12 protein-coding genes are annotated in these 13,960 nt (G+C 36.0%); 1 reads left to right on the plus strand and 11 read right to left on the minus strand.

The features are described 5' to 3' along the window. The first annotated feature begins 10 nt into the window (after positions 1–10). On the plus strand, positions 11–247 hold the full coding sequence (locus AAY42_RS17945) for a zinc-ribbon domain-containing protein (RefSeq protein ID WP_082433366.1): 237 nt from the start codon (positions 11–13) through the stop codon (positions 245–247). A gap of 54 nt (positions 248–301) precedes the next feature. Here AAY42_RS17945 and AAY42_RS08100 read toward each other — a convergent pair whose 3' ends face one another. The 11 genes from AAY42_RS08100 to AAY42_RS08150 all read right to left on the minus strand — a co-directional run bounded on the left by AAY42_RS08100 (position 302) and on the right by AAY42_RS08150 (position 13,898). Next, entirely contained in the window at positions 302–1,372 is a 1,071-nt protein-coding gene (locus tag AAY42_RS08100; protein ID WP_055394054.1) for a hypothetical protein, read from the minus strand. A 94-nt stretch (positions 1,373–1,466) separates the two neighbouring features. After that, complete coding sequence (locus tag AAY42_RS08105) at positions 1,467–2,180, minus strand: hypothetical protein (protein ID WP_055394057.1); 714 nt, start codon at positions 2,178–2,180, stop codon at positions 1,467–1,469. 11 nt (positions 2,181–2,191) lie between these two features. Beyond that, positions 2,192–2,761 carry an RNA polymerase sigma factor gene (locus AAY42_RS08110; protein WP_055394058.1) on the minus strand — a complete coding sequence of 190 codons (570 nt, stop codon included), beginning with the start codon at positions 2,759–2,761 and terminating at the stop codon, positions 2,192–2,194. A 129-nt stretch (positions 2,762–2,890) separates the two neighbouring features. Beyond that, entirely contained in the window at positions 2,891–3,868 is a 978-nt protein-coding gene (locus AAY42_RS08115; RefSeq protein ID WP_055394061.1) for a polyprenyl synthetase family protein, read from the minus strand. 98 nt (positions 3,869–3,966) lie between these two features. Next, positions 3,967–5,010 carry a dual-specificity RNA methyltransferase RlmN gene (gene rlmN / locus AAY42_RS08120; RefSeq protein ID WP_055394063.1) on the minus strand — a complete coding sequence of 348 codons (1,044 nt, stop codon included), beginning with the start codon at positions 5,008–5,010 and terminating at the stop codon, positions 3,967–3,969. Between the two features lie 81 nt (positions 5,011–5,091). Further along, positions 5,092–6,141 carry a tRNA preQ1(34) S-adenosylmethionine ribosyltransferase-isomerase QueA gene (queA, locus tag AAY42_RS08125; protein ID WP_055394065.1) on the minus strand — a complete coding sequence of 350 codons (1,050 nt, stop codon included), beginning with the start codon at positions 6,139–6,141 and terminating at the stop codon, positions 5,092–5,094. 85 nt (positions 6,142–6,226) lie between these two features. Beyond that, entirely contained in the window at positions 6,227–7,456 is a 1,230-nt protein-coding gene (locus AAY42_RS08130) for a 3-phosphoshikimate 1-carboxyvinyltransferase (protein WP_055394067.1), read from the minus strand. 52 nt (positions 7,457–7,508) lie between these two features. After that, positions 7,509–7,835, minus strand: a complete 327-nt coding sequence (locus AAY42_RS08135) for a nucleotide pyrophosphohydrolase (protein ID WP_055394069.1) — start codon at positions 7,833–7,835, stop codon at positions 7,509–7,511. A 40-nt stretch (positions 7,836–7,875) separates the two neighbouring features. Next, a complete protein-coding gene (locus AAY42_RS08140) occupies positions 7,876–9,900 on the minus strand; it encodes a DUF3857 domain-containing protein (protein WP_055394071.1) in 2,025 nt (674 codons plus the stop codon). Between the two features lie 54 nt (positions 9,901–9,954). After that, entirely contained in the window at positions 9,955–11,976 is a 2,022-nt protein-coding gene (locus tag AAY42_RS08145; RefSeq protein ID WP_055394073.1) for a DUF3857 domain-containing protein, read from the minus strand. Positions 11,977–11,987: 11 nt separating this feature from the next. Continuing rightward, on the minus strand, positions 11,988–13,898 hold the full coding sequence (locus tag AAY42_RS08150; RefSeq protein ID WP_055394075.1) for a DUF3857 domain-containing transglutaminase family protein: 1,911 nt from the start codon (positions 13,896–13,898) through the stop codon (positions 11,988–11,990). Between the last annotated feature and the right edge of the window lie 62 nt (positions 13,899–13,960).

The raw sequence follows: 13,960 nt of genomic DNA on the forward strand, positions 1-13,960 counted from the left end.
TTATTTTATCATGATTCTCTTCTTCGGCACTAGACTTGGAAAAAAGGAAATCAGGACATTACACCATGTTTCTTGTCCTCATTGCTCACAAACAGGGACATTGACCGTGGTTTCCCAACCCAATTATGTGCATTTATTTTGGATTCCTGTCTTTAAATTGAAGACTTCGCAATTTGCAGAATGCTCTCATTGCAAGCGAGGTTTTTATAAGGAAGAGTTTACTCCAGAAATGGAGAGAGCATTATAAATGTTTGTCACATCGAGACTTTTCCCGATGCGACAAAGCATAAATTTTGGTCAATTATAAATCAAACCGAAGGCCCAAGGAAATATTATTTTGTTCTATGGCAGCATCTTTAAATATGGGATTTAAGTCGTACTTGGCATAGAGCTGCATCCCATCAAAACCTACATAAGCACTTAATCCATAAATTAAATCGCTGGTATTGTAATCCCTTTTAAATTTATCTTTTACTTTTTCTCCATCCCTAGTATACTTTAGTTTTTGCCTTGTCCCCAAATTAAATCCACCATAGCCACCTATCCCAATTCTTAGTTGATTTTGAATAGAGTAGCGAATACTTTTCTCTGTTTCTTTAAATTTTGAGGGCCCAAACTCCAAATGCACAGGAAAGACAAGGTTGTCCATACGCAGTTTGGATTTATCCAACTCGAACTCGAATTCTTCCAAAACTGTTTGATCACCGTTTTGAACAAAAATTTGGTTGTCATCCGGTTTTAAACCATTAAACTGAAATGAAAAACCGTAATGAAACCGCATCCAATTGGATTTTTCAAAAACCCGTGTTCTCCATTGCCACCCCATTTCAAAAAATCGACTTCCTCCAATCTTATAGGGCGAGTCATCCAAAGATTGTCCTTCTATTAAAGCATTATTTAGCCCAATGGCGAAAACAAAATCTGAATAGGTGCGCCTGTCATACTTAATATCTCTTTTCCATCTTTTGGAGCTAGAAAAAAATACGGGCTCCCCGTCTATGTTTATTGAAAATCCTACACGATCTCCATAAATGGAATCCATTCCAATTTCAACAAGTGTATTACCATCATTTCGTTCCAAAAGTGAAATTTGGTTATTCACAATGCTAATTCGGTTCTCAATGTTCAACGCCCGTTTTTTTGCGGCAGCTTCTTTTAATGTTTTGGCCTCCTCACTTGTAATATCACCATCTTTATATCGCCTGTTAATTTCCTCTACTTCAAACTTGAGTGCTTCTTTTTCTTGTTTTGTTATTTTTTCTTTCCGATATTTTAATGCTTCTATTTTTTTCTCATATTTCTCCTGACCAACAACATGATTGGAAAGTAGAAATAAAAAAAATGCCGCTAAATACAATGTAATTGTTCTCATTTTGATTTTTGATTTTTATCACTTTTCACCCCTTACCTCTCATACTAATTGAGAGGCACAAGGGATTAAAAAGCTTTTTTGATTGATGAATATTTTAATTGTTTCGGTTGGCTACCGCGAAGTAGCCATCTTTTAGGGCATCAAAAATTTGGTCTCTAAATGAGCCTTCCAACTCATCTTCAACCTCGGTTAACAATGCCATGGCATCCACAGGACCTTCTTTTGCAAATAACTGTTCGGATAGAATTTGTCTTTGCGCAGCTCGTAAAAGAGAATCTATTTCCATATCCGTCACCTCAGATTTTTGGGCTTCCAAAAGTTCCACTTGGGTTACAATTTCATTTACTTTTTGTGCTATTAAATTGTCTGGCTCTTCAAGAAAACCGTCCTGCAAAGACTGTTTTGTTGTTTCCTCAACTACTTCAATTTGAACAGGTAAAGCATCTGACTTTATAGTTTCAGGCTTTTCTTCGATACTCAACTTCGCATCAGTTTTGGTACTGACCAGCTTTTCCTGCCCAACATTTTGAGAGTTAAAATCATCTATCTTCTGCTGAGTTTCCATCCCTTTTGATTTTTTCTCTTCCACGACTTGAATACTTGTTTTAGGCTGCTCAGACATAAAAAACACCGCTGAAAACAGAAGAATACCAATTAAACTTGCTGCAATCGCATAAACATACCACCCTTTTTGTTTTGGTTTTTCATCTACCGCCACTTGTGATGCAATCTTATCCCAAGCCTTTGGAGAGGGTATAATTTTACGTTCTTCCAACCTTTCTTTAATATGTTTTTCCAATTTTTCCATATCAATTTTCTTTAATCCCGAGATTTAACTCTAGGTGACATTCCTTTCAGGGTCAAATTTTCTTGGAGCATTTTTCTTGCCTTGAACAATTGTGATTTTGAGGTTCCTTCTGAAATTTTGAGCATTTTGGAAATCTCATTATGCTTATAACCTTCAATGGCATACAGTAAAAAAACCATTTTATATCCTTCGGGAAGCTTATCTATCAATTGTTGTACATACTCCACATCCAATAAAGTGGTTTTGTTGTCTTCTTTTTTTGCCTTCAATTCACACAGTTCATCATCATATACAACAAACTGTTTTTTGCGGAGATATGAAATACTTTCGCGCACCATAATTTTTCTAATCCACCCTTCAAAACTTCCTTTATGCTGAAATGATTTTAAATTTTGAAAAACCTTTACAAAACCATTTACCATTACATCTTCCGCAAACTGAAGGTCTTTGATATATTGCCTGCAAACACTTAACATTTTGGGTGCAAATTTTTCGTACAACGATTTTTGCGCTTGCTGATCTCCAGCTATTGCTTTTTTAATTAAAAGCTTCTCATTCGTATACAAAGAGATAATCTTCAAAAGTGGTTCTCGGTTTACTTGTTATAAAGATAGACGCGGTAATTATCAAAAAGGTTGTCTGTTGAAAAGATTTTTTTATTCGAAAGCTTTCAACCTACTTTAGAATAAGGGAGGAATGGTCTAATTTTTTTATTTTTTACGGTCAACCACGTAATTGACCATAAGTGAAAGGGCACTTTTATACTCTGAATCCGGATAGTTATCCAAAAGTCCCAGAGCCTCGTCCTTAAAGGAAAGCATTTTGGTAACAGCATACTCCAGCCCACCTTTTTCTTTAACGTAGGCAATAACTTCCTTTACCCTTTTTTTGTCCTTATTATGATTTTTTATTGAATTGATCAACCAGCGCTTTTTTTCCTTGTCACTCTGGTTTAAAGCATAAATCAATGGAAGAGTCATTTTTTGCTCTTTGATATCGATACCCGTAGGTTTCCCAATTTTTTCTGACCCATAATCAAAAAGGTCATCCTTAATTTGAAAGGCCATTCCGCAAAGTTCCCCAAACTTTCTAAAAGTCTCCACATCTTCGGAATCTGGTTTAACGGAACAAGCACCCATACTACAGCAGGCTGCAATCAAAGTAGCCGTTTTTTGTCGGATAATATCATAGTAGACATCTTCGGTAATATCTAAAAGGCGTGCTTTTTCAATTTGAAGCAATTCTCCTTCACTCATGTCCCGTACCGCGTTGGAAATGATATGTAACAAATCGTAATCTTTATTTTCCAAAGCCACCAAAACTCCTTTTGAAAAAAGAAAATCACCCACCAGAACGGCAATTTTATTCTTCCAGAGCGCATTTATTGAGAAAAAACCTCTACGCTTATGACTGTCATCAACCACATCATCATGGACCAAGCTGGCCGTGTGAATCAACTCAATAATTGAAGCCCCACAGTATGTCCTGTCATTTACAACGCCCTCATTAATCAATTTGGCAGTAAGAAAAACGAACATGGGGCGCATCTGTTTGCCCTTTCTATTGATGATGTAATATGTAATTCTGTTAAAAAGCGCCACTTTGGAAGACATGGACGTCAGGAACTTTTCTTCAAAAAGTTCCATTTCGTGCTCAATGGGCTCTCTAATTTGCGAAACTACCTTCAATGAAAATCAGCCTTTACTTAATTTGGTTTTGAAGGTTAAAAGTAGGGAAAAATATGGGGTTTGTTTCTTGATTTCGACTAAGTATGCCAAAATATCCATTAAGCATCTTTATTCGCCAATTGTCCACATGCGGCATCTATGTCTTTTCCTCTGGAACGCCTCACGGTGACCGTTATTCCGTTTTTCTCCAAGATATTTTTATACATGTCAACTGCTGTATTGGATGCCTGTTGAAATTCACCATCATCAATGGGATTATACTCTATTATATTAACTTTTGATGGAGCAAACTTGCAAAACTTGACCAATGCATCAACTGCTTCCCGAGTGTCATTTATTCCTTCCCATACCACATATTCATAGGTAATCCTGTTTTTAGTCTTGCTGTACCAATATTCCAATGCCTCCCTTAAATCTTTTAAGGGAAATGTTGAATTAAATGGCATTATGGATGTTCTTACCTCATCAATTGCTGAATGTAGTGAAACTGCCAACCCAAATTTCACCTCTTCATCAGCCATCTTTTTAATCATTTTAGGGACTCCAGACGTGGAAACCACAATTCTCTTGGGAGACATCCCCAATCCTTCTGGTGACGTAATCTTATCAATCGCTTTTAGCACATTGTTGTAGTTCATTAAAGGCTCTCCCATCCCCATAAAAACAATATTGCTAAGAGGTCTATCAAAATACAATCGGCTTTCATTGTCAATTGCGACCACCTGATCATAAATTTCATCCGGATTTAAATTCCGCATTCGTTTTAACCTTGAGGTGGCACAAAATTTACAATCCAAACTACAACCAACTTGGCTAGATACACAGGCTGTGGTCCTTGATGCTGTTGGAATCAAAACAGATTCAACTACCAATCCATCATGAAGTCTTACGGCATTTTTAATTGTACCGTCACTACTACGCTGCATTTGGTCCACTTTAATGTGGTTAATCACAAAGTTATCCTCCAACATGTTTCGGGTTTCTTTGGAAAGATTGGTCATAACATCAAAAGAATATGCGGATTTCTGCCACAACCATTCGTACACCTGATTCCCTCTAAAGGCTTTATCCTTCTGCTCTACAAAAAAATTGCGCAGTTGCTCTTTGGTAAGTGCTCTTATGTCCTTTTTTTTGATTTCCACAAGCTAAAGATAGTCAAGAAAAAATCCCGCTGATTTAATTCATTAATCAGCGGGATCTAGTATTGTTTAAATGTTTCTGTTTTAGATAATCAACATAGCATCTCCGTAGGAATAAAAACGATAACCCTCCAAAATAGCTTGTTTATAAGCTTTTTTCATCAAATCATGCCCCATAAATGCCGACACCATCATCAAAAGGGTAGATTTTGGTAAATGAAAATTTGTTATCATGCAATTGGCAATGCTAAAATCATAGGGAGGGAAAATAAATTTGTTTGTCCATCCTTCAAACGTATTCAACGTATGTCCAGATGAAACTGCACTTTCAAGTCCTCTCATCACGGTTGTTCCTACAGCACAGATTTTCTTTTTTTCCTTTTGGGCATTGTTTACAACCTCGGTAGCTTTTTCATCAATCACCAATTCTTCGCTATCCATTTTGTGTTTGGACAAATCTTCAACTTCAACTGGGTTAAAAGTACCTAAACCAACATGTAGGGTTACCTCTGCAAAATCGACACCTTTTATTTCCAATCGCTTTAACAAGTGTTTTGAAAAATGTAAACCAGCTGTTGGAGCCGCCACAGCGCCTTCGTACTTGGCGTATATGGTTTGATACCGTTCTTCATCTTCTGGTTCTACACCTCGCTTAATATATTTTGGCAATGGTGTTTCGCCCAATTCTCTTAGTTTTCTTCTAAAATCAATATAGGAACCATCATATAGAAAGCGTAATGTTCTACCTCTAGAAGTTGTATTATCTATGACCTCAGCAACCACACTCTCATCATCACCAAAATAAAGCTTGTTCCCTATCCTTATTTTTCTTGCTGGATCTACCAATACATCCCAAAGACGTTGTTCTTGGTTTAGCTCGCGCAACAGAAAAACTTCAATTCTAGCACCGGTCTTTTCTTTATTTCCAAAGAGTCTCGCTGGAAAAACCTTGGTATTGTTCAAGACCATTACATCTCCTTCATCAAAATAATTGATTAAGTCCTTGAACATTTTATGCTCAATTTTTCCTGTATCCTTGTGAATTACCATTAGTTTGGATTCATCCCGATTTTCCGCTGGATATTCTGCCAATAATTCAGTGGGCAATTCAAAATTGAAGTTTGATAATTTCATGTGACTTGTTTAGGTTTTTTTCAAAGATGGCAAATATACAATCTTGACATAGGGGATGTCAAGTAATTTGGTGATTAAATGTTAATTAGACTTCCTCAGCAGAAAAACCCAATGTTCTAAGGTCTTTCCAAAAATCTGGATATGATTTGGAAACTACCCCAGCATCATTGATGAATACATCTGTCTTGATTCCCAAAGGACCAAAGGCCATGCCCATTCTATGATCATTGTAGGTATCAATTTCGACTCTGGAAGTAATTCTATCACAAGGCAGTAAAGTCAAGCTTTCCGAATCAATATCAACTTTTCCACCCAATTTTGATAGTTCTGTTTTTAGGGCTGCTAAACGATCGGTCTCTTTTATAGGTAGTGTATGCAATCCGGTAAGATGACAGCCAATGCCCAACCCTAGGCAGGTCACTGAAATTGTCTGTGCAATGTCCGGAGCATTGGAAAGGTCATAATTTACGGTTGATAATTTGCACTCTGCTGTTTTGGCTATTACAATTTGATTGTCTGAAAACGATGTCTCCACGCCAAAATCCTTATAGATTTCTGCCAGAACGCTATCGCCCTGCAATGAATCCTTTTTATAAGCGGATAGTTGAATCTCTGTACCTACTTCACACAATGCTGCTATACTGAAGAAATAACTTGCTGAACTCCAATCTGATTCCACTATCAAGGTAGTGTCTTCAACCTTGTTTTTTGGATTGACATTTATCGTGTTCCCGTTAAAAGAAGCATCCACACCGATTTGTTTTAGCAGTGCCAAGGTCATTTTTATATATGGAACCGAGGTTATTTTTCCGATAAGTTCCAATTCAAGTCCGTTTTCTAAACTTGGGGCAATCAACAAAAGAGCGGAAATGTATTGACTGCTTATGTTGGCCGGTAGCGAGACCTTATTTTGTTCTAATTTTTTCCCTGTTATTTTAATTGGTGGATAACCTTCTTTATTCTCATATTTAATTTCTGCTCCTAGTTCACGGAGCGCCTCCACAAGTACTTTAATGGGGCGTTCTTTCATTCGTTTAGAACCTGTTAAAACAACTTCTTTTTCTTCTTGGGAGGCGAAATATGCTGTTAAAAAACGCATTGCCGTTCCTGCATGATGAATATCCACAACCCCAGTCGATTTTTCCAATCCTTTTTGCATTACCTCTCCGTCATCGGAATTGGAAAGATTCTCAATTTTTATATTTGGAAAAAGCGCTTGAAGCAATAATGAACGGTTGGTTTCGCTCTTAGAACCCGTAATCTGTATTGCCTTGTTTATTTTCTTCCTTTGCGGATACGAAAGTTGTAGTTTCAAATGTTAGATTCTTTTGTTGATTTGAACAAAAAATAAAAGCTCAAATATAACCTTATTTGAGCTTTTCGTTGTTCTGATGACGGTCATGATCCCGCTTGGTTTTCAAATCTAACTTTTTGTCGAATGCTTGTTGTAAATCTATTCCTGTCTGATTGGCCAAACAGAGTACCACAAAGAGTACATCTGCCAATTCTTCACCTAAATCCTTGGTTTTATCCGATTCTTTTTCGCTTTGTTCTCCGTAGCGTCTAGCAATTATTCTGGCCACCTCACCCACTTCTTCAGTAAGTTGTGCCATATTGGTAAGTTCGTTAAAGTAGCGAACTCCATGATTTTTAATCCAATCATCAACAGCTTTTTGGGCGTTTTCTATGTTCATATCAACAAGATTAGCAAAAAAAAACGAAATGTTCCAAACCTTAGATTTTTTCCAAAACGATTAAACTTTGCTTTTGAACATCAACCGCTTTTGCAAAAAACGTTTTAACAAGAGTATAGGCTTCACTGGTATATTGTGGTGCATTTAACTTTAAATCGAAGAAAACACTAACAACCCCATTACTTTCTGAACACTTAAACCTTAAAAGACCAGAATCCTGGGGAAGTGCCAAATTCAATGCTTCGGGCAAATCCTTCACTTTGTAATTCTCCGGAATTTTTATAGACGCCGCATACCCATAATTTCTTTGATACCCAAAATCTATTGGAAAATGCCGCTCCTCGGAAACAAAGGGGTTAGTCTTGAAAAAATGAATTAAAAATGGGTTGAAGTATATCGTTTTGGACTGTTCCAAATCTTCTATTTCAAATTGAAATCTTTGCGAAAGCAAGCTCTTTTCAGGGTTATCTGCCTTTATCTCATGTGATATTATCCGAATATTTTCTTCGTTGTCGTTTTCAATTTCATCCAGAAAATCCTCATCGGACATTGAATTTATTTTCCTTTTTTGAAAAACACTTTCATATCCTCTACTGATATCATCAAAAATCCCAACGGCTTTCTGGTGTTCAAAATCTAAGGTAATTTGGGCCCTTACAATTCTCTTGCTTTGATGCGATGGCTTAATTTCGTACCAATAACTTTCATTTTTGAAATCCATTACCCTTCCAATATAATTTAGACAACGATAGGAGATTATTCCAAATGGAATTTCATCGTCCACGGCGTCCAATAGGTAGGTCTTACCTCTAATTTCTGCTTTTGCAATCAAATAATTAAAGTCATTCATTACAGGATGTTGTTGCTTAGGCAATCCAAATCCTCGTGTGGCCAGTAGCATCATATCCACCTTGATATCTGCGGCGTTAAGTAAATTGATCAATGTAATGTTAATCTCCGCTGCATTGCCAATCTTTTCCGAAAATGCCTGCTTCACCCTATTATTTCTCCACAAACCATATTCCTCATTCCACGTATAATGTTTTTGCACAAAAGCGAAAATATTTTTGGCCCTGGTGATTTCGTCTCCTTTGGTCAATAAATTTTCTGGGACATGATTTTCAAAAAAATTCTTTTTTCGAAGCTGTGTCCCAATATCCTTATCGGTTCTAAATTCCTTATCCACATCCTTCCATGATTTGGTGTATTTATCAATTTTACCGTCGAACCCTCTATACTCGGACATTTCAAATTCCAATTGTGATATATAATTGTCTTTGGCAAGCATAAACTGTTCATCTTCAGGGAAGGCAGGAATATCGTTCATAGCATATTTAAGCACTTCGCAATCCGCATTATTGTTGGATGACGGAATACTAAAGCAATTTCTTTTGATGTCAGCTTCATTGACATCTAGTTCAAACTCACCATTCAAGGAGCGGTTGTATACGTAATTTCCAGGGATTTCCGCATTGTATTCCGAATAGACTTTGGGAATATCCGATTGGAACTCCCATCCTGTAAGATTGAAGAAAAATGGGGATTCAATTTCATAAGTATACTCCAGTACAGATCCCACTTTAATATTTGGAAATGTGAACCGTTTGGCAGACCACCTGTCTGAAAGATCTACATCAAAAACATTTTCTTTTCCCAGTCCCACCTTTACTCCATCGTTATATGTAAAAGCTCTAATTTTTTCAATCTTCTCGGTCCTCTTATCAGTATGATAATAGGGCATTTGAATGGTTGCATGGTCAAAACCTTCTTTCTTTAATATCTTGATTATGCCGTGATATTGAGTAATCAGCTTAACGTAATTCTTCCGCACCTCAAAAAAGTTTTTCCCTTTTTCATAGAGATATACTGCGCCTGCAGTGGTGTCCTTTTCGTATTTGGTGAAATTTTTATGGGTATTTGAGAGTTCGCCAAACGTAAAATCCTGTTGTGCTGATAAACTAATTGAGAAAAAGGACAGAATTATAAAAATGTTCTGTTTAATCAAGGTCATATTTTTATTGACTAGTGTCGTTTTGTCTTTTAGTGAGTTTATTTTAGTACCCATTATTTATTTAGGTTTAGATCTATTACCCAATTTATCAGTTCTGAATATTCAATTTCAAATTCTTGATAAAACTATTTTTTCTGTTTGTTTCTCTATTGCCATTTTAAAAAACTCTTTCAATTGTAGATAATGATCTGCTCCTATAATGGCCTGGTTAATTGAAAATCTGACTGCTACTTGCAAATATTTACCATTGGCTGCAACTGCATAACTAAACGAGCCCATTTTTTCATCCATCACAAGGTTTGTATTGTTTGGTTTTGACGTCAATTGATACCCCTCTGGTATTAAAATATTAATTTTGAATCTTTCTTGGATTGGATATACAAAGTCAATTGGATAATTTCTTTCTTCCAATTTGAATGGATTTTCAGTAGTCGCCTTATGAAATAAGGGTTGGAAGTAAATATTATCACCTATAACATCGGCTTGCCCATCCATAGTGAAATCAAAACTCTCTATAACAGGCTTGCCCATTTCCATTTTATTTTTGAGCGTATAGTTAGAAATCTCCATACCGTTGTTTTTATTTTCAAGGTTTTCAAGATATTGCTCTTCTTCCTGAGTGGCAAAATGGTTTCTGAAAGAATAGGCATGATAGCTACTATGGGTGTTTCTGCACTTTCCGTTAATTGTTCCATTTTCATCCAAAGTAATGTTCATTACCACATCTATATCCGAAGTTTTTTGGGGAGATAGTGAAACTGTTGTAAAGGAATGGTCTTTTTTCACAAGCTTTCCAAACCAATTCAAAGCCCTCGATGGCAAAATGTTGGGCTCAGCATACTTGTTCGTTGCATCTAAAAGAATAATAGTATCATCCAATTCCACAGACGCAATTACATAGTTAAAGCCTTCCATTGTTGGAAACATTGGAACTCCATTGTCCCTAGTACTTACTAGAACCGGATTTGCCTTTAAGCCAGCATGGCTCAACATTGAAGTCAGCATTAAGTTAATATCCGCAATATTTCCAGATTTCTCTTTAAAGGCTTTTTCCACACCTTTATCAGAATAATAACCCAAGTAATCATTCCAATTCATTCGTTCTTTTACATACTGAAATATTGTAACCATCTTTTCCATATCTGTGATATGGGTATCCAAAATTGTTGCAAGGTCATCTTGATAATACCGGGAACGTTTTAGCTGCTTACCAAACCGATCACTTTCATAAATCGTTTTAACTACTTTTGCCCATGTGGTTGTATAGTCTTCTCGAGTAGATTGTGGAAATTGAACATAGCTCAGCTCATAATTCACTGCACTCCTATAATTATCCATATGGTTTACATAAGGCTCCTCTCTAAGAGCTGGTACATTCTCCATTACATATTCAGTTGTCGAAATTTTGTAATCAATTGATTGGGTACTATAATTAGTATTTAGCGCACCATTGTTGTCTGATCTTGTTTTAGATGTAAAACTGATTTTTCCTGGTTTGGAACCATACCTTGGATTTAACGTTAAATACCCTTTTTGAGATGGTTTAAACACAAAGTACTCAGGTGTCTCTATGGAAACTTCTTGATGCTTTATGGGGATATCGTATTGCAGGGGAATCTCATCTATTGAATAATAGAATGGTGATTGAACAAGGTATTCATATTCAATAACGCTACCCTCCTTTACATTGGGTAATGTAAATTTTTCTTCATCATAGAACTTACTTAACTCTGTAGAGAAAATCCCAGATTTCTGTAGCTTATGTTTCTCTATTTTTCCATTTACCAGATTATATGTGAAAGCTTTAATTCCTGTCAACGATTCATGCTTGGATTCGCTATTGTATAATTTTTGGGAAACAGTTGCATAATCAAAACCATCCTTGGAATATAGTTTTACTCTTTCATGTACTCTAGTTTCCACCACAAAACCTATATCATCTAAATATTTAAATTTTAAATGGTACTTGCGGTATAATACAGATGCTACCGCTGATGAATCATCCTGATTTTTTTCTTCTTTGAGCTCTTCTAAAGAAACTTTTCCAAATTTAAAATTCTGTCCAAAAGTTAGGTTGGTGCAACATAAAAACAAGACTACAACAAGAGCCCGTTTAGGTGAAAAATTCATTTGAATGTTTATTATTGGTTATTTTTTAGGAGTACAATTTGGGCATTGTCACCGCTTGCAACTTTTTTGAAAAAATCTCGGTACGCTCCGTATTTTTCTTTTGGATACAGTCCACTTTTCAAAAGCCAACTTCTTCTATAATTTATTAGCCCATTCTCAGAATCATGATCCATTGTTATTTTATAGTGTCCAAATTCGTTCTCAATACTCACGGGAGAAGGAATTGATTCAACCAAATAACCCTCTGGAAGCTGCACCTCAAACTCATCTTCATCTAAAAAGCCCCTTTGAACCTCCACAGCCTGCTTTCTGCTTCTGTAACGATTAGGAACATAATCATTATTATTAAAAGCATTTATTTTAAATAATATTCTATTGTTCGTTTTGCTTGTATAATTGGTTGCCGAAACTTTAATCCTTTCTGTAAAAACTATACTGTCCTTATCATTTGAAAACTGATATTCTTCAATATTTAGATTATTTATGTTATCCCAATAATCCTTATAATGTTCTATCACATCATCCTTTGATTGTTCTTCTATGCGAAAATGTTGGTTGTATTGCGTTCCTTTAGTTTTTATGGAAACCTCGCCCGAAATACTCCCATCATCCTTTAAATTATAGGTTGCTACAGTTTTTTGGTGGTTTTGTCCGTTTAAATAGGATACCGTTTTGATAATCTCCCCTCCTTCTGGTTTTACGACTAACGCTAGCCTATCATCCGTAAACTCACCTGCAAAGCCAAATGGAATAATTTGCGAAGTACAATCCACCCAATAATACTGGTCATTGTAGGGTATCGCCAATATGGCATGATTCCCCTGTAATGCCGAAAATTCAGAATCAAAATCAATCTTTTGGTTTCCAGCCTGTATCACGGTGTAATATGATGTTACACCCACTGCATTCAACAACGCATGCATATAATTTGAAAGTCCTTTGCAATCTCCATACTTTACGTTATCTACATCTATGGCACTGATAGGCTCCCATCCGCCAATTCCAACCTGGACACTGATATATCTTGTATTGTCTTGAACATATTTATAAATAACCCTTGCTTTTTCAAGGTCATCCGTAATGCCCTTGACCAAATTCTTTGCTTTGGCAACTGTTGCCTCACTTAAAATAGCTCTATCTTTAAGCAGTGCATTGTTAATCCAAACACCCATCTCATTCCAATTATTGACCCTAGCTTCTTCTCCTTTGAGATTAAACTTTTTCATTCTTAAAGACAATCTAGGTACAATATCACGAAAAGAAGGGCTATAAGACTCTGACTTGATTGCGTTTATATTTTCCGCTTTGTATATAATTTTTCCCTCTTCAACTATTTTGTCTACAGAGATACCGTCCAAATTGAACTCCTTAACATCTGGCTTAAGTTCTGGTGTCGCATACAAAACTTCAAAATAACTTTTTTCTACACTTACCATATAATTGGATAAAAAATACCAAGGTGGAAAAAAACCAGTATCTGAAGTTTCAATGGTATACGATTCGGCTATAGTATATGGATACGATGTAGGCGTATATTCATGGTATAAAAGTCGACTGTCATTATATAACGAAATACCATCAGCAGCATTCACATCTTGAAAATCCTTCTTTTTAATGTGCTCTATTTCCTTACCTGTCTGATTATAAACATAGACATCTAAACTTTTAATTTTTTTTTCCTTGTCATAACCTACCCTTGTTAAACTATGCCTATTGCCTTTTTCGTTTAAAACAGTGATAACCTGATTAACGGTATACACCATTTTATCTGTAGCCAAAACATTAATTTTCATCTCATCCAAACGAACAACTGCGTTCGCATTATCCGTTAAAGATTTATCAATTAAAAGAGCTTGATATTGAGACTCTACATGGGAAATTGAAAGTGTAAATAAGAAACTGAAAATAAAGAGTGAGCGCATTGGTTGGGTTGGTTGTAAATTCACAACGCAAAACAACAGAATTTCTTACAAGCTACATAAAA

The sequence above is a fragment of the Flagellimonas eckloniae genome (assembly GCF_001413955.1).
GTDB classification, from domain to species: Bacteria; Bacteroidota; Bacteroidia; order Flavobacteriales; family Flavobacteriaceae; genus Flagellimonas; species Flagellimonas eckloniae.